Below are 25,257 nucleotides of genomic sequence, written 5' to 3'. Positions count from 1 at the left end.
AGAACTCCCCCTAAACTATTAAGTCTGTTAAAAATTCTTCAAAACAGATCCCATCTGTATCCGGAATCCCCATTTCAGTTGTTTTTAAAACTGATTTTGAGATAAAATCAGTTGCCAACTGAACAGATTGGTAAAAATCTATTCCATTGACAGCGGCACCTGCAATAATAGAAGAAAAAACATCCCCCGTTCCAGAACGGGTAGCACCAATTTTTAGGGAGCGGATTATTTTGCTTTCCTTGCCTTGTTCATACACAAAATTTCCAATATACTCTCCATCTTGAATGCCAGAAATCACAATCTTTTTTGGCCCTTGCTGAGATAATAGATGACACATTTTCTCTAATTCAGGCATACTATAATTTTCCCGATAACCTTTTCCTGTTAAAATACATGCTTCGGTTAGATTTGGTGTTAAAATATCGGCGTATTCTACTAACCGGTGCATTTTTGATGCCAGCTTTGGACTGTAAGTCGGATACAGCTTACCATTGTCCCCCATAACAGGGTCTACAATTCCAATCGTATGGCTGGATTTGAATTGTTGAAAAAAATCAATTACAATTTCAATTTGTTCTTCCGATCCCAAAAATCCAGTATCAATCCCTTCAAACTGCAATCCAAGTTTTTTCCATTCTGCAATATACGGCTTCATGGATTGGGTATAGTCTTTGTAGTAAAAACTTTGAAAACCTGTGTGGTTGGAAAAAATCGCTGTGGGGATAGGACAGCACTGAATTTTCATAGCAGAAATAATCGGCAACGCCACCGCAATAGAACATCGCCCAAATCCGGAAAAATCATTGATTACCGCAATTTTCTTCTGATTGTTGTGTGACATGGAGTGATTCTCTCCTCGCATCAAAAATAGGATAAATTTAGTATACGTCAACATAAAGCAAAATCCAATTTTATAAAACTCTGTCATCAAATATTTACATTTATAAACATTTCATATATTTACTCTGTCATATCCCTTTATTTATTGTAAAATAGTAATTAAAAAAATCATTTTATATTTTTATGTTAAAAGAGTTTATTGTAAAAACAAACAATTTTTTCAATTCTATCAATGCAATATCCGATTATTTGGTAGAAATTAAAAAAGTGAAATTACTTTGAATCACTTCTTACTGGGTATAGCCATAACCATTATTTCATCATTGACAAATACAATTCCAAAAAGTATTGAATTGGTTTTTCTCTGATAAAACAGGATAGAATTTACTCTATTTTTCTCTAGCGTAACCCTATTTTAGAATCACAGGGCCATTTTCGGCAAAGTTATAATAAAAAATAGGGGATTCTGAAAATCCCCTATTCGATATCAAACAAATCTGATTAATCTGCCATCAATTTTACCAAAACTGCTTTTTGGGCATGTAGGCGATTTTCCGCTTCATCAAAAATTTCATTCGCATGTGCTTCCAACACAGCTTCTGTAATTTCTTCTCCACGGTGGGCTGGCAAACAATGCTGCACCATTGCGTCCGGTTTTGCCACTGCCATAATTTCATCGTTGATTTGATAAACTCCCTGGAATACAGTACGGCGTTTTACGGATTCTTCCTCCTGTCCCATAGAAGCCCATACATCTGTAAATAAGATATCCGCATCTTTTGCAGCCTGTTTTGGATCGGTGGTCAGTTCAAAGCAATCATATTGTTTTGCGAAATCCAACACTTCTTTTGCTGGTTCATACCCCTCTGGGCAAGCAACAGATACTTTCATCCCCACTTTTAGACCACCTACGATTAAAGAGTTGGCCATGTTATTTCCATCGCCAATATAGCACATCTTCAAGCCGTCAAACCCAGTTTTATATTCCCGGATTGTCTGTAAATCCGCCAACACCTGGCATGGATGACAAAAATCGGTCAGTCCATTGATGATTGGAATACTACCATATTCTGCTAAGTCTTCTACCTCTTTTTGTTCAAAAGTGCGGATCATAATCCCATCAATATAGCGGGAAAGAACACGAGCAGTATCTTGAACGGGTTCCCCACGACCAATTTGCAAATCGTTGGAAGATAAAAACAATGGGTAGCCACCCAATTGGTACATTCCAGTTTCAAAGGAAACACGAGTTCTAGTAGAGGATTTTTGGAAAATCATACCTAATGTTTTTCCTTTTAAAATAGGATGTTCAATCCCGTTTTTACTTTCATATTTCAATTTATCCGCTAAATCCAGCAGTTCAATAATTTCTTCTTTGGTCAAATCCAGTAATTTTAATAAATGTTTCATGGTTATTTCCCCTCCATTAACGTTTTTAATGTTTGTTTTGCGTTGGCAATTTGGACGGATACACTTTTAGAGGATGGGCCTCCTTTTGTGTTGCGCCCATTCACGCAGGTTAACAAGTCAATTGCCTGATATACATCCTGTTCAAAAGTTTCACAAACAGATTGATACGTGGATAATTCCAGTGTTTCCAAAGTCTTGTTCTGGTCAATACAGATTGCCACCAATTCCCCTGTAATTTTATATGCGTCGCGGAAAGGCAACCCTTTTTTCACAAGGTAATCCGCACAATCTGTAGCATTGATGAAACCCTTTGCCGCAGCGTGGCGCATATTTTCTTTTAACACTTTCATCGTTCGAATCATTGGGATAAAGGTAGAAATACAAAGTTTTACAGTATCGATAGCATCAAAAGTAGCTTCCTTATCCTCTTGCATATCTTTATTATATGCCAGTGGAAGCCCCTTCATCATGGTCAGCAAGGTGGTCAAATCTCCGTTAACCCTCCCTGTTTTTCCACGGATTAATTCCGTAATATCTGGATTTTTCTTTTGTGGCATAATGCTGGAACCGGTTGCGTAGGCATCATCCAATTCGATAAACTTAAACTCCCAGGAACACCACAAAATAATTTCCTCTGAAAAACGAGAAAGATGGGTCATAAGCAAGCTGATGTCGCTGGTTAATTCGATACAGTAATCACGGTCGGAAACCCCATCTAAACTGTTTTCAGTTGGAGATTGAAACCCTAACAATTCGGTTACCATGTCCCGATCAATGGGGTAGGTTGTTGCTGCTAGGGCACAGCTGCCCAAAGGCATGGTGTCCATCCGTTTGTAACAGTCATTTAACCGGCCAATATCCCGCAGGAACATCTGAACATACGCCATTAAATGATGGGCAAAAGTAACCGGTTGTGCCCGCTGTAAATGGGTATACCCTGGCATAATGGTGTCCAAATGCTGCTCTGCCAAGGTGTATAAAGTTTCCACCAGTTCTGCTACCATCCCACGGATTTCGATGATTTCATCCTTCAGGTACATTTTAAAATCCAAAGCAACCTGGTCGTTCCTACTACGGGAGGTATGCAACCGCTTTCCAGTATCCCCTAACCGTTTTGTTAGTTCCGCTTCCACAAACATATGGATATCTTCCGCGGTAGGATCAAACTCCAATTTTCCCTGTTCAATATCTTCTAAAATACCTTTTAACCCTTCTACCAGCGCCTGGGATTCGGATAACTCGATAATTCCTGTTTTCCCCAGCATGGTTGCATGGGCAATACTACCTGTAATATCTTGGCGGTACATCCTGGCATCAAAAGAAATCGAGGAGTTAAAATCGTTTACTTTTTCATCCACTTCTTTTTTGAACCGGCCAGCCCACATTTTTGCCATAAATCATTCTCCTATCTTATACCAATAATAGAAATGCCATAATGCAAGGGCATTACGGCATTTTCGTTCTTATTCCACCGAACATTTTTATTTTACACGACCCTCATCCAGCATAGCTTTTACTTTGATTGGCAAACCAAACAGGTTGATAAATCCAGCGGAATCTGCTTGGTTGTATACATCATCTTCCCCAAAGGAAGCAAATTCTTCACTATATAAAGTGTATGGAGAGGTAACGCCTGCATTGATAATATTTCCTTTGTAAAGTTTCAACTTCACATCACCAGTACAGGTTTCCTGAGTAGAATCCACAAATGCGGATAAAGCCTCCCGCAAAGGTGTGTACCACTGGCCGTTGTATACGATATCAGCAAATTTCAGAGCAACCTGCTGTTTATAATGTTGTGTTTCTTTATCCAGGCAAATGGTTTCCAATACTTCATGGGCATGGTACAAGATGGTTCCACCTGGGGTTTCATATACGCCACGGGATTTCATGCCAACCAGACGATTTTCCACAATATCAGCTAGACCAACGCCATTTTCCCCGCCGATTTTATTCAGTGTTTGAATCAAGGTAACACCATCCATTTCAACGCCGTCTACAGCGGTTGGGATACCTTTTTCAAAATGGATCGTTACATAGGTTGGTTTGTCAGGAGCCTGTTCAGGGGAAACGCCCATTTCCAGAAATCCTTCTTTGTTATACATCGGTTCATTTGCTGGGTCTTCCAAATCCAAACCTTCATGGGAAAGATGCCATAAGTTTTTGTCTTTGGAGTAGTTGGTTTCACGGGTAATTTTTAATGGAATGTTATGAGCTTCTGCATATTCAATCTCATCGTCACGAGATTTCAGATCCCATGTCCGCCAAGGCGCGATAATTGGCATGGTTGGCGCAAATGCTTTGATTGCCAGTTCAAACCGAACCTGGTCATTTCCTTTTCCGGTACAACCATGGCAGATTGCGTCAGCACCTTCCGCCTTTGCGATTTCAACCAAACGTTTCCCAATAATAGGACGTGCAAAGGAAGTACCCAATAAATATTTATTCTCATATACCGCACCAGCTTTAATGGTTGGGAATACATAGTCATTCACAAATTCTTCTTTTAAATCTTCAATATACAATTTGGATGCCCCGGTTTTAATCGCTTTTTCTTCCAGTCCTTCCAGTTCGGATTCCTGTCCAACGTCAGCGGATACCGCAACTACTTCGCAGTTGTTATAGTTTTCTTTTAACCAAGGGATAATAATAGAGGTGTCCAAGCCACCAGAATATGCTAAAATTACTTTTTTAATGTCAGCCATTTGTAAAACTCCTTTTCATTTGAATTGATGTTGTCCTTATTATAATACAGTAATCTGAAAAAAACAACCCCAAATTCGAAAAAATATTCATTTTTTTGCATATTCATCAATATTTATGCATAATATAGCAAATCAATTGCATGTTTATGCAATTTGCTTAAAATTATATTCCATATTTGACCACTGTGCTATAATAAAAGAAAAATCATTGTTTTCTATTATGGATGAAATCAATAAGGAGCTGTTTTTATGAAAGAATTTGATATTTCACAATTAGCCTTTTCTCCTTTTCAAAAAATCGGCACACAATGGATGCTGGTAACCGCTGGGGATCAAAACGGATATAATACCATGACTGCCAGTTGGGGTGGTGTTGGTGTCCTGTGGGGAAAAAATGTAGCGTTTGTGTTTATCCGTCCAGAACGTTATACGAAAGCTTTTGTAGAACAAAATGATTATTTTACACTAAGTTTTTATCCAGAAAATTGGAAGGACGCTTTAAGGTTTTGTGGCAGTCACTCCGGAAAAGAGTTCGATAAAGCCAAAGAAACTGGCTTAACCCCTGTATTTGTGGATGGTACCACTACATTTGAACAAGCGGAACTCACTCTTGTTTGTAGAAAAATGTACCAGCAAGACCTACTGGAAAGCTGTGCATTGGATGACTCCATCCAAAAATGGTATCAAAAGGAAGGCTACCATACCATGTATGTAGCGGAAATCTGTCACGCATACCAAAAATAATTTTCTATTTTGGTTTAAAATGAATATGCTAATAGGTCTCCAAAATAGTTGTACTCATTTAAGATTATACTTGTACCTATATTCAAGCTGTATTTATCCGATAAATCTTATTTATTAAATTTAAGTATTTTCTTTTAAGCCATTTGTTTTGGTTTAAGTTTGCTGTTTATTACATTATTTTTTAATTAAATCATCAAGCTTATTGTTATACTGTATAAAAAGCAACTAGTAAAATTGTACTGGTTGCTTTTTCTGTTGTGAAACTGTCAAAATTTTTGTAAATATATTGTTAAAGTTATAACAATATTGTTTTTTTATCCGTTTACCTCTTGCATTATTTGTGCAAAAGGTTTAAAATATGAGTAGTACAGAAAAAATAAATATTCAACTGTACATATTAATTGTTTTTAGAACAATCGACAGGAGGATGATTCCCATGGCTAGATTTACATTGCCAAGAGATATTTATTTCGGTAAAGGTACCTTAGATGAATTGAAAAATTTAAAAGGCAAAAAAGCAATTATTGTTGTAGGCGGCGGCTCCATGAAACGCTTTGGTTTTTTGGATAAAGTTGTTGCAAACTTAAACGAAGCTGGTATTGAAACGCAGTTGTTTGAAGGCGTTGAGCCAGATCCCTCCGTTGAAACTGTTATGAAAGGCGCTGCTGCAATGCGCGATTTTGAACCAGACTGGATTGTTGCAATCGGTGGCGGTTCCCCAATCGACGCAGCAAAAGCTATGTGGGCTTTCTATGAATACCCAGATACTAAATTTGAAGACCTGATTACTCCATTTGCTTTCCCAACTTTAAGAACAAAAGCAAAATTCTTGGCAATTCCGTCTACTTCCGGTACAGCTACTGAAGTTACTGCTTTCTCTGTAATTACTGATTATGAAAAAGGCATTAAATATCCTTTGGCTGACTTTAATATTACACCAGATGTTGCAATCGTTGACCCTGATTTGGCTGAAACAATGCCACCTAAACTGGTTGCCCATACTGGTATGGACGCATTGACCCATGCAATTGAAGCATATGTTTCCACTTTAAATTCACCATTCACAGATCCTCTGGCAATCAAAGCAATCCAAATGGTTATGGAATATCTTCCAACCTCTTATGAAGGATGTACTGTTTCCAGAGAACAAATGCACTATGCACAGTGTTTGGCTGGTATGGCATTCTCCAATGCTCTGTTGGGTATTGTTCACTCCATGGCACATAAAACAGGTGCCGCATTCAGCACAGGACATATTCCTCATGGCTGTGCAAACGCAATTTATTTGCCATATGTCATCAAGTACAACAGCAAAAATCCTGTTGCTGCTCAAAGATACCAGACAATTGCAAATTCTATTGGTTTGGATACTGTTGAAGCTCTCTGCCACAAAATTGATGACTTCAACAAACGGATGAGCATTCCTAAAACCTTAAAAGAATTTGGCATTAATGAAGCTGAATTTAAAGAAAAACTGCCTGAAATTGCGAAGAATGCAATTGGTGATGCTTGTACAGGTTCTAATCCAAGAATTCCTACTCAGGAAGAAATGGAGAAACTGTTTACAGCAATCTACTATGGCGAAGACGTTGATTTTTAATTCCAAATAAGTTTATAATAACAGCGGGATTCTATTGGAATTCCGCTGTTTTCTATTGCCCTTTTCCTTTCCATCACTTCATCCCCCTTTTATAGATTTTTCCGTTTTAATATGTTATAATTAAAAGCAACTTTTGATTGAACTACAAGATTAATCTTTTCCATATGGAATTCATCAAACAATAATAAAAATAGTGGCCTTTTTACAAGGAGATGTATCATGAAAGAAATGCTAACCATTGTGGATGACCAGCTGCATCCTATCCAAACAATGAGCCGTGAAATGGCACATAAAACAGGGGCTCTCCACCAGGTAATTCATTGTTGGGTAATCGACCCTTACCAGTCTGAAATACAAATTTATTTACAGCAGCGTTCCAAAAATAAAGCGGATTTTCCAGGATTATACGACTTGACTTCTACCGGGCATATTGACGCTGGTGAAACAAGGGTACAAGCTGTGTGCCGGGAAGTGATGGAAGAAATCGGTTTGATTTTAAACCCTACTTATCTAAAGTACCTTGGGCATGTAAAAGAAGAAATTCAAATAGCAGAATTTTTTGATCGTGAAATTGCCCATGTATTTGTTTATCCAATTCAAAACCCTATTTTCTATCCAGGAGAAGAAGTAGATAGTATCGTAAAACTTCCTATTTCAGAGTTTAAAAAATGGCTTCAATCTCCAAATCAACAATTAACTGGAGTTCAGTACGGCTCCAATCAAGTAATTAATATTCCTGATAACCAAATGTGTATCCATCCTAAAAAATATCTTTGTTGGGCTTTAAAGCAAATAGAAAATCTCGTTACTACAATTGGTTAATTTTTTATTCTATCAAACAAACGCTTAGAGTATCATTTCATGTTACATATTAATCTATCAAATAGCATTCGTACGATTCTTTCAATGAAACATGAACATTTTTTATAAATAAAATATTATTTTACTTTACCACGTCTAATTTTCATTCAAATTTTGTACTATTATTTATTACATAACATTGTTTAGCTGGTATTTCATCCTTCTAAAGAGGTTTTTATCTGCTTAATAACACTATTTAATATACTATAAAGCATATAATTTCAAGTTATATATTTTTTATCATAAGACGCTAAAATATATCGAATATAAAATATTCCCTTTACAAACCTGTTGAGATTGTCCCTTAAATTAAACACTATTTACTGATTTTTTTAATATCTAAATTAAGTAATACACTTGTTTCCAGCATAAATATAAAATTTTTCAGATATAGAAAGCCTCCTATGGTTCTCATAGGAGGCTTTTGCTATTAAATTCAATCATTACAATTTATTTTTTTCTGTGGCTAAGGATGGCTGCAGTACCTGCTAATGCAAGAATAATAACGCCAGCAATTGGAGCAACGTCGCCTGTTTTCGCTGCGTTTGCTTTTGTTATGGTAGATTCTTGTCCTGTTTGTGTACCATCCGCTTTGTTGTCATCTGGTGTTTCGGTAGATGGTTTTTCTACTGCTACTAGACCTTTCATTGCTTCTTGTACACCTGTTACTGCTGCGTCTACTTCTTCCTGGGTTGCGTTTTCATTTGCCATCACTGCGTTTGCTTCTGCTACTGCTGCTTCCAGTACTGCGTAGCTTTCCGCTGTATATGCGTTCGCATCTTTGCCGTTGGCTTCCGCAATTACTTTTTCCAGGATGGATTTATCTGCTTTGTATCTCAGGTTCAGCATTGCATTCAACAGATTGCTTTCTGCTGTTTCGATTTCTACCTGCATTGCATTGTCTTTATCCGCTAATAAATCTTGCGCTGTTTTCAATGCTTCTAAGAATTCTGCCTGACCTGCTTCTACATAGTCATTCATGTCATAGCCTTCTGCCAAGGATACCAGAGCTTCTAAGGAAGTAATATCTCCTTTGACAAAGCCTAGTTTATGAATTTCGGTCATTAATGCTTTCCATGCTGCATCTACTGCATCCTGACTTGCTGCTGGATCTGCCGCAATTTCTTTTGCTGCATCCAATGCTGCGTTGAAGGATTCCTGTACATCTGCGATAACATTGTTAAAGTCATCAGATGTTTTTTGTTCTTCTGCGTATACGATTACTTTGTTTAGGATATCTTTATTGGTTTCCACTGGTTCTACTGGTTTCTTTTCCAGTGCGTCATAAGCATTCTGCAGTGCTGTTACTGCTTCGTTAACTTGTTCCTGGGTTGCTTCTTCATTCGCAATCAGGTTTTTCGCTTTTTCCAGTTCTGCTACAAAGGTATCTTTTGCTTCTCCATCTACATACTGGTTCAAATCAGTATCTTTTACCTGGTTGTAGAGGGTTTCCAGTGCTGTTTTATCTACTTGGGTATCACCGGAGAATATCAGTACTTCATCCAACCAATCCACAATCTTAGATACATTGTTTGGCTGCAAGAATTTTTTCACTGCATGGGTAATACCAGGGAATAGTTCTAATGTTATATTTGAATTTCCAGTTGCTTCTACCAGAGATTCATACAGTCTTACACTATCCTGATAGTCCACTTCATTATCTGCCATACCATGCTGCAAATAAAATGCTGGGGCATCTTTTGTTACATGGTTAATTGGACTGGAATCTTTAATAACATCCATATTACCAGCGTTGGAACCTAACCACGCTGCACGGTACTGAGCATTTCGATCAGTTGCTAAATCAGTAATTGCATACCAAGAAACAACTGCTTGTACTTCACTAGAATATTCCGCATTTCCCATAGATAAATCTTCATAAGCTGGGTTACCGTTGGTGGTACCAACAAAGTCAACAATACATCCACCAGCGGATTCACCCCAAATTGCAAAGTTTGCGGAATCCAAATGATAATTTTCTGCATTTGCTCTTAAATAGCGGATTGCTGCTTTCACATCATAAATTGGTTCTGGGAAATAACCTTCTGGACTATAACGGTAGTCTACCATCGCAACCGCATATCCACGATCCAATGCCTGTAATGCGCCTTCCGCCGTATACAATACCGAACTTCCAGTAGAGTTACCACCTGCAAATCCACCACCATGTACAAATACCACTACTGGGAATGGACCTTCTCCTTCATCAGGAAGAACAAGGTGTAATTTTTGTGTTGGGGATTGGTCCGCATATTGTAAACCAAGATATTTATTTTGGTATCCTGCCAAATCTACATTCCAATATCCTGGACGGGTATTTTCGTCAGAATCAAGGTTTTGTTCTGGGAAGAAACGTTTTTGCAGGAAATTCAAGGTTACTTTTATTGTTTCTGCATTATTCCATGCATCGTGTTGAGCATGAGCTGCATTTTCAGGGAAATAAGTATCTACCAATTTTGGGTCAATGTTTTCTTTTACTTTCTCTGCTAAATTAAAGGATTGTTCTACATCTACTAACGTATCATTTTTACCATGCCCAATAAACATAGGAGCTGTATTGGAAGATACATAAGTAATTGGACTAACTGCCAAAGCCTGCTCTGTTGTATAGTTATCTCCAATTAACATAGAAATTGGGTCTTTTCCATTACCAATAATATTTCCTAATTGTTCTTCAGACTGATGCCATGTACTTACATCAGAAATACCATACATGGAAACAACTGCCTGAACATCACTAGAAACATCCGCGTTACCCATGGAGAGATCTTCAAATTCTGGATTTCCATTGGTAACACCCATCATTTGAACCAAATGTCCGCCAGCAGAACATCCCATAACAGCAATCTGATCTGGATTTAAATTGTAGGTTTCCGCATTTGCACGGATAAAACGGATAGCGGCTTTACAGTCATAGATCTGTGCTGGCCATTGTGCATTTTGTGCTAAACGGTAGTTCACACGTACTGTAGCGTATCCTTCTGCCAAAGCGGCATCTAGTATACCACCAAGTTCTTCATCTGTTTTATCACCAATTACCCATGCTCCACCATGGATAAATACCAATACTGGCACTGGGCCAGACATATTTTCTGGCAATTCAATATCCAATGTTTGATAAGGGTCATTACTGCCCTCTACATAGGATACATCATTTAAATCACCAATATCATCGTGATGTTCCCCAAACGCGGTTTGATAAATCACCTGTGCGTAAACACGTGCCAAATAATCATTTGGATGGTTTACGTTATTCCCAGTCATATTTTCAAAAGATTTTTTCTCAATTAACGCTTTGTGCATTGCTGTCATATTTGCGACAACAACACCTTCTTGTTCCATAGCCAACATTGGCTGTTCATATGCTTCGTGCTCACCTTGGAATCCTGGTGCATTTGGATTTGGCAATGTAGTGGAAACAAGAACAATTTCACAATCTGGATTTTTTGCGTGGATTGCGTCAATCATTGCCTGAAGGTTTGCCACATATTCTTGTGGAGAACGATGTTGTCCAGCATCATTCATACCGAATGCAAGAACTACCAAGTCAGGGTCATAATTGGTAACACGTTCGGTAATATTCTGAACACCCCAAGGGGTTTCCTGACCAGATAAACCGGTGTTCACTTCTGTAATATTAGATAATGGATAAGCCTTTTTCAAAGATTCGGTCACTAAAGTAGACCATTTTGGCATATATGGGGCTGTATTGACAAAACTGGAGGTATTATATCCTTCGGTAATACTATCCCCATAGAATACAATGTTTAAGTCTTCCCTATTTTCCAAACGTTGAATGGTTTTTGGAAGCAAGTTCGATTTATCAGCAGGTTTGTCCCCTTGCCATGTATCAGAATGTTGATACGTAACATAAATCTGCCTTGTTACAATCCCTGTGCCTTCCTCCCAATAAACATATCCACCATTCCCATCTGGAAATGCACCAGTGGAAGGATGATAAGTATCATAGGAAGTAACTGGAATACTAGAACCTTCTGGAATATGCAGTTTCCCATCCACAAGAGTATAGTCTTTTCCTTCTTGGTAGGTGACTGTCCGAGCTAAATTCTGGACAGTTAAAATTTTATCTGCATGATACAATAATGGAATATCTTTTACTGTTCCATCCTGTTCCGCAATGGGCCAAACGCTTTCTTCATAAGCAGTAGTACCCTCCCATATTGGTTCCATATAGGATTCTGGAACATCGCTGACAACATCGTCTGCTGGAGGGACAAAGTCCCATTTTGTTGTATCAATAAATTCAAATTCATCTTGCCATGTAATCTGTCCGTTCTGGGTTACACGAACGTAATCGATATCAGCGGATTCTGTTGCGGCAAAACGCAGTTTTAATGGGCCGGAAGTTGTAGCTTGGTCCATCTGGCACTCATGTACTTTTTGGTCGTTCAGATAAGTAGTAACCGTAGTGCCTTTGATATCAATTTTCATAGTAACAGGAGTATCTGTTTTCACCTGGTCAGACGCAACCTTATCAATTACTGTCCAGTTTCCAGGTTGATGTGCCCACAAACCATATGGGTCCACCAAAGCTAAAATCCAAAGTGATGGATTTGGGCTTCCAGACCCAAAACACAAACCAGCAGCCTGGTTATGCACAGTCGCTTTCATTTCAATGGTATAATCCCCGCTGAAGTTCTGTTTGGATGTATAAGTAACATCTCCGCCACCTGGAACAACCAGCTGCCCATTATCAATCCATACTCGTCCATCTCCAGTTGTGCCGGATTGTGGAGCAGGGAAGTCCCATTTATTTGAGTCAATTTTATTAAAACCATCTTCCCAAATCGTTTTTCCATCTTGATATACCTTTAAATAATCAAGGTCAGCAGATTCTGTAGTGGAAAAACGCAGACCAATAGGACCATCTGTAGAACCTTCTGGTACAGTGTATTGATGTACTTGTTGGTCATTTAAATAGGTGGTCGCAGTTGTGCCTTGGATTGCCACTTTTAATGTAACCCATCTTCCGTTTTGAACCTGGTCAAATGGCACTTTTACAACGCCAGCCCAGTTGTTCATTGGATGGACCCATACGCCAAGTGGATTTACTGTAGCCAAACTCCACATTGCCGCATTGTTACCACCTTGCCCAAGCAACAGTCCAACCGCTTGGTTGTTTACTCTAGCGCGCATTTCTACAGTATAGTCGCCACTAAACACCTGATCGGTATGGTAAAAAGTTTCCTGTTGAATATTGGAAACTACCAATTTGCCATCTTCGATTTTTAATGTGCCGTCAGCTGTTGCAACATTATTTGCAAAACTTTGCACAAAAGTACTACATATCACAGTTAGTACCATGGCAATTGCCAACAGCAAACTAATGCCTCTTTTTTTCATTTTTTCTCTTCACCTCATTTTTTCTTTACACCATTGTTTGTCATATAAATATTTTTTAATGAAAAAAATATTTGTATGGATTAAACAATTTTAAGTGTAACAATTTTCCAGGAAGATGTCAATTCTTAAATCCACTAAAAAACAAGGCAAAACTTTATACAATTTTTCTTTGGTTTGACGTGTACTATGTTATTTAGTATACTAATGAAGTACATAAAAGATAGAAAAATAATGAGGAGGATATTATTTTGCAAAAAGAAGAACGGTTGGGAAAAGCTCCAGTTGGAAAATTAATGGTATCCCTAGCAATTCCCGCTGTTATCGCACAGCTAATCAATGTACTATATAATATTGTAGACCGCATTTATATTGGACATATCCCAGAAATAGGGGATATCGCTTTAACAGGGGTAGGTGTTACTTTCCCTATTGTTCTACTAATTGCTGCATTTAGCTACTTTGTTGGAATGGGTGGAGCCCCATTAGCTTCGATTAAATTAGGACAACAAAACCATAAAGCGGCAGAAAAAATCCTCTCCAATGGGTTTACTATTCTGTTATTTTTTTCGATAGTATTAACAGTAATATTTCTCATGTTCAAACAGCCTTTGCTATATCTGTTTGGAGCCAGTAATGCCAGTTACCCTTATGCGAACCAATATATTACTATATATGTATTAGGAACCGTCTTTGTCCAAATGGCATTAGGACTAAATTCCTTTATCAGTGCCCAAGGCTTTGCGAAAACTGCAATGTTATCGGTATTGATTGGTGCAGTTACGAATATTGTTTTAGATCCAATTTTTATATTTATATTCCAAATGGGAGTACAGGGTGCAGCTTTGGCAACTATCATTTCCCAAGCTCTTAGTGCAATTTGGGTAATTGCTTTTTTAACCAGTTCGAAAAGCCAGTTAAAAATCCGGTTTTGTTTGATGAAACCAGATAAAACCATACTAAAAGCAATCGCTGGATTAGGAATATCCCCGTTTATCATGCAAAGCACCGAAAGTTTGATCAGTTTAGTGTTTAATGCAGGTCTTCAACATTATGGGAACGACCTTTATGTTGGTTCTATGACAATTATGCTCAGTATTATGCAGTTGATTGTAATTCCACTCAATGGGATTACTCAGGGAGCTCAACCAGTTATCAGTTATAACTATGGTGCAAAACAATACAAACGTGTACGAAAGGCCTCTAAGTTGATGGTAATTAGTACATTTTGTTTTGCCACTGTTACCTGTACCATAGCAATTCTTTTTCCACAGCTTTTTGCTCAAATGTTTACGCAAGAACCAGAGCTATTACATTTAACCCAAAAATTGATGCCAATCTATCTAGCAGGCGTCTGGATTTTCGGGGCACAGCAAGGATGTCAGGGGGTTTTTTTGGCCCTAGGACAAGCTAAAACTTCTGTATTTATCGCATTGCTTAGAAAAGTAATTTTGTTAGTTCCATTTGCATTCATTCTACCAGTATTCTTTGGAGTAAACGGAATCATTTTTGCAGAACCCATTGCGGATATTATTGCTGCATGTACCACACTGGTTTTATTTGCCATCACTTATAAAAAGCTGCTTTACCCAAAAGAAGAAATTCCGCAATAGCAGTATCCCATTTTCATTTTGAAATAAAAATATTGCTACTATAATAAAAAACATACCATAATACAAAACTTATGGTATGTTTTTTTATGGTTTCCCATATAATTCACTGAGTATTTATTGTAAAAATGATTCAATTTAGAATGGGAAGCGGTGCTAGATGAGTAAAAAAACTGTTGTACAAGGGGCAATCATTGTATTAGCCGCCTCTATTTTAACACGAATTTTAGGGTTTGTCTTCCGCATTTATATTTCCAATCAATTAGGAGCCGAAGGAATGGGGCTTTACCAACTGGTCCTTTCTCTATATATGCTAGTGGTTACCTTCGCTACCTCCGGAATCAGTATCGCTGTTTCCCGCATGGTCGCGGAACAATTGGAGGTCAACCGCTATGGAAGCAAAAAAACTGTGCTTCGTATGTCGGTTACTTATTCTTTACTGGTTAGCTTAGGCGTTGCCTTTCTGTTATTCTGGTGTGCCGAACCCTTAGGCAATTACATATTAAAAGACCCTCGTACTGTACTTTCCCTCAAATATCTTGCGCCAAGTATTCCATTTATGGCAGTTGCAGCCTGTATCAAAGGATATTATTACGCATTGCGGAAGTCTTTTATGCCTTCCTCTGCACAGGTTATCGAACAAATTGTAAAAATGGCATTTATAATGGTAGTCATCCAATTATGGCTCCCTTATGGAGATGAATATGCCTGTGCAGCGGCTGTCTTAGGGATGACTGTTGGTGAAATTTCTTCTTGTGTATATGCCGTATGTATGTATTTTGCAGGTAAAACCAAAGAGAAAAAGCAGGTTTATAAACGTCGTGTTGCCATGAAAACAATCCTGCAAATTTCTTTACCCATCCAGTTTAGTTCTACTTTTCATTCTTTACTACGTTTGGCTGAAAACTTGATGATTATCGCAGGATTAAAAGTATTTTCTGGTGGAGATAGCAGTCAGGCAATTGGATTATATGGAATTTTAAAAGGGATGGTATTACCGTTACTTGCCTTTCCAACCTCATTATTATCTGCTTTAGTTACCACACTGATTCCTGAAGTAGCTGGAGCTAATGCGGGAGGAAAATGCCAAACCGTCAGCCGTGCTGTGCGTAAAGTGCTACAATTAACTTTGTTAATGAGTGTTGTCATTGTGGCATTATTTATGATTTTCCCCAATGAAATTGGAGTTCTCCTTTATGGAGAACAGCAAGTAGGGCAAATGCTGCAAATGCTTTGTTTTATCTGTCCATTGATGTATTTGGAAATGGTAACTGTGGGCATCTTAAATGCGATTGGAGAACAGATGAAGCCAATGCAGTACAATATTATTGACGCCGTTCTGAGAATTGGGCTTATTTGGCTGTTTGTTCCATTGGGAGGGATTCAAGCATTCCTATGGATTATGATCGGAAGTAATCTATTTACTTCTATATTAAATTTGAGAAGGTTATTAAAAGTAACAGGAGTAAAGCCAGATTATAAAAATTGGATGGTAAAGCCTGCTATTGCTGCCGCTGCTACTGGATTGTTGGTACGTCTGGGTTGCCAGTTACTTTCCGGCTACGGATTCCAAGGTTGGTTAATGATTGGCGCAGGATGTTGTATTACAATTGTAATTTATATTGTTCTATTGTTCGCATTGGGTTGTGTTAAGAAAAAAGACCTTTTATGGTTAAAAGACTGTTTCCGTTCCAAAAAAAGTGCTGTTTCCTCAACGAAACACTAATTCCTTATGGGTTAATCTTACCTTTCTCTAAAATTCAAAAATATAGGATAATAAAACCGGGAAACCAAATTGGCTCCCCGGTTTTATTTTTTATTAGAGAAAAACTTTTATGGTATTTATCTTATATTATTTCTTTTTTTGCAATAACAGTACTGCTACGCCCGCTACTACCAATGCTGCGGCTCCTGCAATTGGGGTAACATCCCCTGTTTTTGCTGCTTTTGATTTTGTTGTTGTAGATTTCTGTCCGGTTTGAATTGCTACGTCATCAGTGGATGATATTGTTTCTTCTGAAGCTGTTCCATCTACTGCTACCAGACCATCCAATGCTGTTTGTACCGATTGCACTGCCGTATCTACTTCTTTCTGGGTTGCATTTTCATTTTTCATGACTGCATTTGCTTCCGCTACTGCTGCTGTCAATACTGCATAACTTTCCGCTGTGTATGTGCTAGCATCAACTTCATTCGCTTCCGAAATTACTTTTTCCAAGATGGATTTATCCGCTTTGTATCTCAGGTTCAACATTGCATTCAATAGATTGGTTTCTGCTGTTTCAATTTCACCAGCCATTGCATTGTCTTTGTCCGCAATAATCGCCTGTGCTGCATTCAATGCGTCTTGGAATTCTTTTTGGCCAGCTTCTACAAAATCATTCATATCATAAGTTTCTGCCAGTTTTACCAAAGTTTCTAAAGAAGTAATATCCCCCTTGACAAAGCCTAGTTTATGGATTTCGGTCAACAATGCCTGCCATGCTGCATCCACTTCTGTTTGTACCGCAGTATCATCTGCTGCCACTGCTTTTGCGTTTTCCAAAGCTAAGGTAAAGCTTTTTTGAACATCTGCAATTACATTATCAAATTCAGGGCTATCGGCTGCGTCTTCTGCATAGTCAATTACAGAATTTAAAGTTGTTTTATCTACCTGTTTTAAACTATGGCTTTGAATTTCAACACTGTCAATCATTTTGGTTTCGCCGTTTTCCATAGCATATGCTTCAAAATAAAGTTTTCCGTCCCGCTGTTTTAACACAGAAAATACAGGGTTGTTCTCATCATATACAACATCTTGCCAAGGCCTTCCATTGCTATCTGCATCATAGAATTTAGAACCAGAGGAGCAGCCACCTACAATATACATTGTGCCTTGCTGACCATCCGTTACTTTCTCTCCATTGTACATTTCTGTTCTGCTATAAATATGATCGTGTCCGGAAAGAACCAGGTCAACCCCTAATTCATCAAATGTAGTATGGAGTTCACGTACATCCGCTTCATCGTAATTTAACGGATAGGAAGAACGGTGCATCAATACAACTTTGTATGTTTTATCGGAATTGTTGAATACTTCTTTCATTTTAGCAATTTGACCGGAAAAGTCAGGGTCATAACTATATACCGCTTCGGTGTCCAAATTGTAGATTACCATATCGCCCACTGTAAACCAGTAGTTTCTAGGGGTGGAGTAGGTTCCGTTAGATGGCCCATTAAAGAATGAGGTAAAGGTTTGAGCGTCAAAGTAAGAATCGTGATTTCCGATTGTTGCCGCCCAAATGCCACTGGAAAGATAACTTCCAAAGTTACTGTCAATCGAGGACCAATCTGTATAAATGTGTCCATTATCAGATACATCCCCAGCAATCAAGCTCATATCAATATCTGGATAGAGGCTCTTTAGAGATTCAATTGCATCTGGGAAACGGTTATATGCACCTTGGATATCTCCATAGAACCCAATTGTTACATCGTTTCCTGCCGCTGGAGTTGTGGTGAAACTTTTCACTTCGCTGTAATGTTCCCCTTGTCCTACTTTATAGTAATAAGTGGTATCGGGTTCCAAATCGTTTACAGACACATCCCATGCCTGATAGTTACGGTCGTAAGAATTTAAAGTCGTTAAGATTGTTTTATTGGTTGCTGCGATTGTTCTGCCATCGGATAAATCACTTTGTTTGCCAATTACAATATTGCCTTGGAGAATATCCAAACTGGTTTCCCAGCTGATTCCAACACTTGTAGATGGGTCTTCCCCTGTTGTTACCACAATTTTAGAAGGATCTGGGCTGCCCAAGCTTTCAAATACCGGGATTTCAACACGGTTACTCAAAGCGCCATCTTGGTCTTTTACCCAAACTTCAAAATTGCTCCCTGCTGGATAACTGCCAAATAAACTGGTTTCCAACTGACCGTTTTCGTTTGTAACGCCTTCCAAAGCAACTTCCTGCCCATCTTTGGTTACCTGGAATCCAATATTCGGTACTGGATTACCTTCGCTGTCTTTTACTGTCAGTGTAGTTTGTCCACCTACTGTGGAACCGTTCCAGCTAAGGGTATATTTAAACGCAATTTCTTTGTCATACCCTTCCAAAACTAAGTCTGTCCCTTCTACTTCTCCAGTTTCACGTACTACAGCTTTGTTTACTGTTATTCCAGTTAAACCGCCAGCATTTTGTTGTACCTGGAAACGAAGCTTTACCAAAGGATTATTTTCATCTTTTGCTAAATCCTTCATTCCGGTTAAGGTATATTTGATAGAGCCGGTTTCTTCATCAATCTCCTGGTTCTGTACTGTCACACGGCTATCTGGAGTAGCAGAAACCAGGGTTACATATTCAGGATTATAGCTTAAGTCAAGGTCAAACTGTTCAAAGTTTTTATAATCGTTTGCGTTGATAATATAATCAAACGTACTTCCCGCAGAGGCTTTTTCTCCTTCCGGCTTGATTTCCTCCAGGTTTACATTATATCCTTCTACGGTAAAAGACCATTCCTTAAAAAATTTATTTCCTGCATTGTCTTCTACACGGTATTTGATTTTATTTAGTCCAGAACGAAGCGATGTCAAGGCGGATGGAATATAATTTATTTTTACAGAACCATCTGGCTGGACTTCATGTAACACATTGTCCATTACCTTGCCATTAATCCAAAGTTTTGTACGTTCTGTATTAATGCCAGTATATGGTTCCCCTTCCGCAGCTGGATCATATACTGTCATAGAAATATCTGGTTGATGCCCTACGTTTGTAGCGCCATCAGCTGGTGTCACTTCTGTATCAGGAACTAGCTCTGGCGCTTTGGTATCGTCATTTTTAAAATCGTAAACAGCACGTAAGCCATCTACATAAATAGTGCCTTTTTTATTTTGAACTGGTGTAGTTGGAGTACACAGTAAACGTACGCCATAAACTAATTGATAAGGGAAAGAAGCAGTAGATGGAATCTCTGTTTCAATGTACTTCCAGCCAACCCAGTCTACATAGGTATCGCCTACATAGGCAGCAGGTGCCAACTGGATACGCAGCCATGCGCCATTGCCATCGCCATATACCCAACATCCAATTGCTTTTGGTTGGCCTTCCAAATAAAAGGTATCTTTTGGACCAGCCTCAATGGCAATAGTCCCTGTTACAGGTTTTGTTGCAAAGTCATAGTCAATTCTCAGAGAGCCATCCCCAGTACGAACAAAGCGTTCATCATAGTTGATGGACATTTTCCCACTACCGCCATTTTGTGGGTTCGTATATCTCCACATCCAGCCTGTTTCTTCTAATGGCTGTTCAAAATCATTTAGTAATACTGGTAATTTACCGATCTCTACAGGAATGACCAAAGAATAGTCTTTATAAGAAACACGCAGTTCCCCTGTTCCCTGGGTATCAGCAGCAGTAAAAGTACCATCTGGTTGGATAGAACCTAAGGAAGGATCGGATAATTCAAAGCTCAACGCCTCACTGGTCAGTTCCACAGGAATACCATTGTATTCCGCTGTGAAAGAAAGCTGTGTTGTTCCAGAAGGGGCAACGGATAAAATGGAACGGTCAGCAGTTAATTTTGTAATGCTATCTACTGTGCTAACCTCGATTTCTCCTTTTGCGGAACCATCTTTTGTACTTACAATTACTTTACCTTCATGGGTACCGGATGCCGCTGTTAAAACACCATCTTGTTCAATTGTTCCAATATCCCCTTCTGTTGTATAAACAAGGTTTTCCGGGTCTACTGTTGTATAATGATAATTATTGTCGGTTGCTCCTACACGGAACCCTAATTTACCGTTTTCCAGCAATAAAGTTTTTGTGCCATAGCCTTCTGTTGTATCTGGATAAACATGCAGTTTTTGTACTGGATTGCCTTCTATAGCTTCAGAAGTTGCAACAAATAATAAAGCATTGCAATTTGCACGTTCATTGCCGTCAGAAGGGCGATTCAAAATCGTAGCCTCTTCATCCCCTGGCAGTGTAACAGCAATTGTAGAACTTCCGCCTCCATCAAAGTTAAAGATGTTGACGCAATCTAGACTTTTCATATAATCTACAATCTCAGTAAATGTCATACCATCTGCAAAACCTGGCTGGCGTCCATCACATTGGAATACAACAACAGTACCATCCGCTTTTGTGCCAAATACGGTACGCGGGTGAACTGCTGTATCAGACAGAGCACTTTCGTTTACCACGCCATCTTTCATCAGCACATGAAAAATCCCTAATGCCTGTTGTGCCTGACTCCAGTCTACATCAGCATTATTATTTTGCACATCAATGGTAAGCTCTTGCCCTTTTGACAATCCACTTAGTGTGGCATATTGACTGCTGTCAGAATGGACGGAAAGAACTATTTGCCCTTTCCCAATCGGTGTATTATTTTTATCCGGGTTAGCAGCTACCTGGTTTACGCTCTCTACCGTGGCTGTAATGGATTTACCAATTTGGACCCCTTGATAGCCATCGGTTGTTACATTTAAAACAACCTCAACTCCTGGCTGTGTAGAACGTGTAGCCTTATCAAACTGTTCTGTCAATAAGTATACATTACTGGTATCCAGTTTTCTTTCCTTATTGACATGGGCAATTGGGATGGTAGTATCACCTGCTGTTGCTTTGATATTTAAATTAGTAGAACCATAAATAACAGTACCATCTTGTTTAAATCCAACTGCTTCGCTTCCATTTGAAGTAGAAATCAACAGCCCATTTTTAATCATCAAACCATTGGATACACCATTGGAAGTATCGTAAGCATCCCCGTTAATAGCAAATACTACTTTATCACCGTTTTGTTCTACCTGTGAAATCATATCGGACATAATATCTCCGCCCATAACATAATCACCATAATTTAATACTGGTTTTACTTCACAGGTTGTTGGATTAAATTCTGTGGTATATGCTTTCTGTATGCCACTTTCATTTTCACTCATAATATGAGAGAGAGAAACATCGTTATAGATTTCTCTACTCCAGGAAAAGTTAATATCCCCCATACCGATTTTTTCGCTGGTAGCACTAGCTATTAAACCGATATTAAGAGAAGATACCAGAATAGCGGCTGACATAACAACCACGCTAAACTTCTTCACTACTTCTTTTACCTTCATAACTACCTCCTGTTAATTTTACTACATACGATTGTATCGCAATCCTATTGTAAAGTAATGAAGCGGTATCTTCTATCATATTTAAACTAATTGTATCTTAAATCCTAGTAAAATCGAAATAACAATTTCAAAAATTTAATTTTACCATTATGTTAAAAAGAAAAAAACATCTGGAAGGTATCTACCAGATGTTTTTTCAAATATTAATATTTAACATAATAAAAAAGTGGAACTACTGATTGGTAATTCCACTTTTGATTGGTGGGAACAATAGGGCTCGAACCTATGACCCTCTGCTTGTAAGGCAGATGCTCTCCCAGCTGAGCTATGCTCCCATTTAAAATCACACATCTCCACACTGTCAATGTGTGATTGGTGGAGACGATGGGGATCGAACCCACGACCTTCTGAATGCCATTCAGACACGCTCCCAGCTGCGCTACGCCCCCATAAGTTGCTCAATTAGTATACCACAATTGAAATTGATTTGCAAGTGTTTTTTACCATATTAATTTATAAAAAATAAGAGTTGATTTTTATTCCAGCCTAGAGATTGCTTTAACTGGAACTATTTTATCTTGCTTATATGCACTTTCGGTGCAATACAATAAAAAAATAAATTCTAACCTATAGATCTGATATAATGGAAACAATTATTCTATTTCAATTACAATTTATCCTCCATGCAATAATAGCATTAAAATTTTATTTTTTAAGACATAATAAAAATATAGAGAGATAAAATGAAAAAGCTTTCCTTCATCACGGCGTACAGTTGCCACAAGAAAAGCTTTTTGAAAAAATATTATTTTTTATAATCAACTACTTGATTACACTAGTAGGGTCAATCCATTTTCCATCTTTTTTCATGCCAAAATGGAGATGGGAAGGTTCTGCTATTTCCAACTGGTTAGTGGTTCCAATGGTACCAATTACATCTCCAACCGCAACTGTTTGGTCTTGTTTTACCTGGGCAGTTTCAGATAACCCATAATAATAACTAGTATATCCATCCGCATGCTCTAATGTAATACAAGTTCCCCACATAGGGTCATTTTTGATTTCTTTAACCGTACCATCGCAACAGGCTTTCACTGGTGTATTGGCATCCCCTTTGATGTCAATTCCATCATGAGTTCGCCAATCCCCCATAGTTTCGGATTTTACTAATTCTCCATTGGAATATTCCTTGGTAATTTCTCCAGTAACAGGCATCGCATAGGTATTTGACTTTGCCTGTTTTGCTTGGGTAGCAGCGGAAGACACAGGTTCTTGAGAAGAAGCCGGCGCAGAAGAAGGAGCAGCAGAACTTACCTTTGGAATATCGCTTTTGGTATTATCTACATCTTTTGTGACATCAGAATATCCCCACTCACTGACACTGCTTGTAGAAGGAAGATTGAGGGAATCACCAGATAAATCCCCAATTGTTTTTGAAATTGCTACAGTAGTAGCAGTACCTACTGCAACTAAACTAATTGCCAATGCTATATAAAATCCTTTTCCGGAAAATTTTGATTTTCCGAACCTTAACTTTTTCATGCAATAATTCCTCCATTATTTTAAATTCACAAAACACCCCCTCAAAACAAAATTGTTTTAAAGTGGAACATTAGTATTATGGAACATTGGGATAATTTTTATACAAAGGAATTTTAGTTTTTTGCATATAATAAAGAAACAAAAATCTTTGGTTAAATTAACTAATAAAAACTGTTGATAATTGGTAGGTTTAAACTGTGTTTCAAAAATTATGTTAGATATTTAACATACCCATTGACGTACTATACTATTTAGGTCTATAATAGATTTAATATGTAATCTAACCTTATTCGTTAGATCACCATTATTCAGGGAACCTAACAATCGAGTGGATTTCCTTATCATTATTACATTAAAATTTATTTGGAGGAATTACAATGAGCAGAGTCTACAATTTTAGCGCAGGACCGTCTATGATGCCGGAATGGGTGCTGAAAAAAGCTTCTAATGAGATGCTGGAATATGGAGCTACCGGGCAATCCGTTATGGAAATGTCACACCGTTCTAAAGAATATGAGGCAATTATTCGATCTTGTGAGTCTTTGCTTCGTGAATTGATGAATATTCCTGATAACTATAAAGTATTATTCTTACAGGGTGGGGCATCTTCTCAATTTGCTATGATTCCATTGAACTTGATGACCAAAAACCATAAAGCAGATTATGTGACAACAGGACAATGGTCTAAAAAAGCAATGGCAGAAGCAAAACGTTATGGTACTGTAAATGAGGTTGCTTCTTCTGCTGATAAAACATTTAGCTATATCCCGGATGTAGATGCAATGAAATTTGATCCAGAAGCTGATTACGTACATATTACATTAAACAACACTATTTATGGTACAAAGTGGCCAAAACTACCTGAAACAGGAAACGTTCCACTGGTAGCGGACATCAGCTCTATGGCTTTATCCGAGCCTTTGGATGTATCCAAATTTGGCGTGTTATATGCAGGAGCACAGAAAAACATGGGTCCAGCAGGTTTAACCGTTGTGATTATCCGAGAAGATTTAATTGGGGAACCACAAGAAGGCACTCCTACCATGTTCCAGTATAAAATCCATGCGGACAATGGTTCCATGTATAATACACCACCAACCTATTCCATCTATATGTGTGGTCTTGTTTGCCAATGGTTAAAAGAAGAAATTGGCGGCCTGGAAAATATGAAAAAAATCAACGAGGAAAAAGCAGCTATTTTATATGATTTCCTAGATCACTCTAAATTATTTAAAGGTACTGTAGAGCCAGGTTCCCGTTCTTTGATGAATGTTCCATTTGTTACTGGGGATGAAGAACTGGATAAAAAATTTGTAGCAGAAAGTAAAGCTGCTGGTTTTGTCAACTTAAAAGGGCACCGTACTGTAGGCGGTATGCGGGCTTCTATTTACAACGCAATGCCTGTAGAAGGAGTAAAAGCGTTGGTAGCATTTATGAAAAAATTTGAAGAAGAAAACGCCTAATCTTTGGTTTTAC

13 protein-coding genes and 2 tRNA genes are annotated in these 25,257 nt (G+C 38.2%); 6 read left to right on the top strand and 9 right to left on the bottom strand.

The features are described from left to right. Positions 1-10: 10 nt before the first annotated feature. The 4 genes from BQ2683_RS01990 to BQ2683_RS01975 all read right to left on the bottom strand — a co-directional run bounded on the left by BQ2683_RS01990 (position 11) and on the right by BQ2683_RS01975 (position 4,955). Positions 11-841 carry a pyridoxamine kinase gene (locus BQ2683_RS01990; protein ID WP_069987089.1) on the bottom strand — a complete coding sequence of 277 codons (831 nt, stop codon included), beginning with the start codon at positions 839-841 and terminating at the stop codon, positions 11-13. 500 nt (positions 842-1,341) lie between these two features. Beyond that, a complete protein-coding gene (argF, locus tag BQ2683_RS01985; RefSeq protein ID WP_069987088.1) occupies positions 1,342-2,250 on the bottom strand; it encodes an ornithine carbamoyltransferase in 909 nt (302 codons plus the stop codon). Positions 2,251-2,252: 2 nt separating this feature from the next. After that, positions 2,253-3,644: an argininosuccinate lyase gene (argH, locus tag BQ2683_RS01980; protein ID WP_069987087.1), complete on the bottom strand. Its 1,392-nt coding sequence runs from the start codon at positions 3,642-3,644 to the stop codon at positions 2,253-2,255. Positions 3,645-3,731: 87 nt separating this feature from the next. After that, positions 3,732-4,955: an argininosuccinate synthase gene (locus BQ2683_RS01975; RefSeq protein ID WP_069987086.1), complete on the bottom strand. Its 1,224-nt coding sequence runs from the start codon at positions 4,953-4,955 to the stop codon at positions 3,732-3,734. Between the two features lie 249 nt (positions 4,956-5,204). On the opposite strand from BQ2683_RS01975, the gene BQ2683_RS01970 reads away from it, so the two are divergent. The 3 genes from BQ2683_RS01970 (at position 5,205) to BQ2683_RS01960 (ending at position 8,121) form a co-directional block, all read left to right on the top strand. Further along, complete coding sequence (locus tag BQ2683_RS01970; RefSeq protein WP_069987085.1) at positions 5,205-5,699, top strand: flavin reductase; 495 nt, start codon at positions 5,205-5,207, stop codon at positions 5,697-5,699. Positions 5,700-6,135: 436 nt separating this feature from the next. Beyond that, a complete protein-coding gene (locus tag BQ2683_RS01965; RefSeq protein WP_069987084.1) occupies positions 6,136-7,299 on the top strand; it encodes an iron-containing alcohol dehydrogenase in 1,164 nt (387 codons plus the stop codon). A gap of 219 nt (positions 7,300-7,518) precedes the next feature. Beyond that, a complete protein-coding gene (locus BQ2683_RS01960; protein WP_069987083.1) occupies positions 7,519-8,121 on the top strand; it encodes an NUDIX hydrolase in 603 nt (200 codons plus the stop codon). A 489-nt stretch (positions 8,122-8,610) separates the two neighbouring features. Here the strand turns inward: BQ2683_RS01960 and BQ2683_RS01955 are convergent, their stop codons facing one another. After that, complete coding sequence (locus tag BQ2683_RS01955; protein WP_069987082.1) at positions 8,611-13,524, bottom strand: alpha/beta hydrolase fold domain-containing protein; 4,914 nt, start codon at positions 13,522-13,524, stop codon at positions 8,611-8,613. 245 nt (positions 13,525-13,769) lie between these two features. Here BQ2683_RS01955 and BQ2683_RS01950 point away from each other — a divergent pair, with 245 nt between their 5' ends. Both BQ2683_RS01950 and BQ2683_RS01945 read left to right on the top strand, forming a co-directional pair. After that, positions 13,770-15,134 carry an MATE family efflux transporter gene (locus BQ2683_RS01950; RefSeq protein WP_333724054.1) on the top strand — a complete coding sequence of 455 codons (1,365 nt, stop codon included), beginning with the start codon at positions 13,770-13,772 and terminating at the stop codon, positions 15,132-15,134. 157 nt (positions 15,135-15,291) lie between these two features. Continuing rightward, on the top strand, positions 15,292-16,857 hold the full coding sequence (locus BQ2683_RS01945; RefSeq protein WP_069987080.1) for a putative polysaccharide biosynthesis protein: 1,566 nt from the start codon (positions 15,292-15,294) through the stop codon (positions 16,855-16,857). Positions 16,858-16,983: 126 nt separating this feature from the next. On the opposite strand, the gene BQ2683_RS01940 is transcribed toward BQ2683_RS01945, so the two are convergent. The 4 genes from BQ2683_RS01940 to BQ2683_RS01925 all read right to left on the bottom strand — a co-directional run bounded on the left by BQ2683_RS01940 (position 16,984) and on the right by BQ2683_RS01925 (position 23,781). After that, positions 16,984-22,239: a phosphodiester glycosidase family protein gene (locus BQ2683_RS01940; RefSeq protein ID WP_069987079.1), complete on the bottom strand. Its 5,256-nt coding sequence runs from the start codon at positions 22,237-22,239 to the stop codon at positions 16,984-16,986. 259 nt (positions 22,240-22,498) lie between these two features. After that, positions 22,499-22,574, bottom strand: a tRNA-Val gene (locus BQ2683_RS01935). Positions 22,575-22,612: 38 nt separating this feature from the next. Then, positions 22,613-22,688, bottom strand: a tRNA-Ala gene (locus BQ2683_RS01930). Between the two features lie 373 nt (positions 22,689-23,061). After that, entirely contained in the window at positions 23,062-23,781 is a 720-nt protein-coding gene (locus BQ2683_RS01925) for a M23 family metallopeptidase (protein WP_069987078.1), read from the bottom strand. A 377-nt stretch (positions 23,782-24,158) separates the two neighbouring features. Here BQ2683_RS01925 and serC point away from each other — a divergent pair, with 377 nt between their 5' ends. Beyond that, the gene (gene serC / locus BQ2683_RS01920) at positions 24,159-25,244 is read left to right on the top strand and encodes a 3-phosphoserine/phosphohydroxythreonine transaminase (RefSeq protein WP_069987077.1); all 1,086 of its coding nucleotides are present in this window, start codon (positions 24,159-24,161) and stop codon (positions 25,242-25,244) included. The last annotated feature ends 13 nt before the right edge of the window (positions 25,245-25,257 follow it).

Source organism: Massilioclostridium coli (genome assembly GCF_900095865.1).
Lineage (GTDB): Bacteria > Bacillota > Clostridia > Oscillospirales > Ruminococcaceae > Massilioclostridium > Massilioclostridium facile.
Note: the sequence above shows the minus strand (reverse complement) of the source record. Positions and strands in the feature narration are given on the sequence as shown.

Coding starts and splice junctions, on each gene's coding strand:
- argF (WP_069987088.1), bottom strand. CDS start 2,250: ATGAAACATTTATTAAAATTACTGGATTTGACCAAAGAAGAAATTATT.
- BQ2683_RS01970 (WP_069987085.1), top strand. CDS start 5,205: ATGAAAGAATTTGATATTTCACAATTAGCCTTTTCTCCTTTTCAAAAA.
- BQ2683_RS01965 (WP_069987084.1), top strand. CDS start 6,136: ATGGCTAGATTTACATTGCCAAGAGATATTTATTTCGGTAAAGGTACC.
- argH (WP_069987087.1), bottom strand. CDS start 3,644: ATGGCAAAAATGTGGGCTGGCCGGTTCAAAAAAGAAGTGGATGAAAAA.
- BQ2683_RS01955 (WP_069987082.1), bottom strand. CDS start 13,524: ATGAAAAAAAGAGGCATTAGTTTGCTGTTGGCAATTGCCATGGTACTA.
- BQ2683_RS01960 (WP_069987083.1), top strand. CDS start 7,519: ATGAAAGAAATGCTAACCATTGTGGATGACCAGCTGCATCCTATCCAA.
- BQ2683_RS01945 (WP_069987080.1), top strand. CDS start 15,292: ATGAGTAAAAAAACTGTTGTACAAGGGGCAATCATTGTATTAGCCGCC.
- BQ2683_RS01940 (WP_069987079.1), bottom strand. CDS start 22,239: ATGAAGGTAAAAGAAGTAGTGAAGAAGTTTAGCGTGGTTGTTATGTCA.
- BQ2683_RS01925 (WP_069987078.1), bottom strand. CDS start 23,781: ATGAAAAAGTTAAGGTTCGGAAAATCAAAATTTTCCGGAAAAGGATTT.
- BQ2683_RS01975 (WP_069987086.1), bottom strand. CDS start 4,955: ATGGCTGACATTAAAAAAGTAATTTTAGCATATTCTGGTGGCTTGGAC.
- BQ2683_RS01990 (WP_069987089.1), bottom strand. CDS start 841: ATGTCACACAACAATCAGAAGAAAATTGCGGTAATCAATGATTTTTCC.
- serC (WP_069987077.1), top strand. CDS start 24,159: ATGAGCAGAGTCTACAATTTTAGCGCAGGACCGTCTATGATGCCGGAA.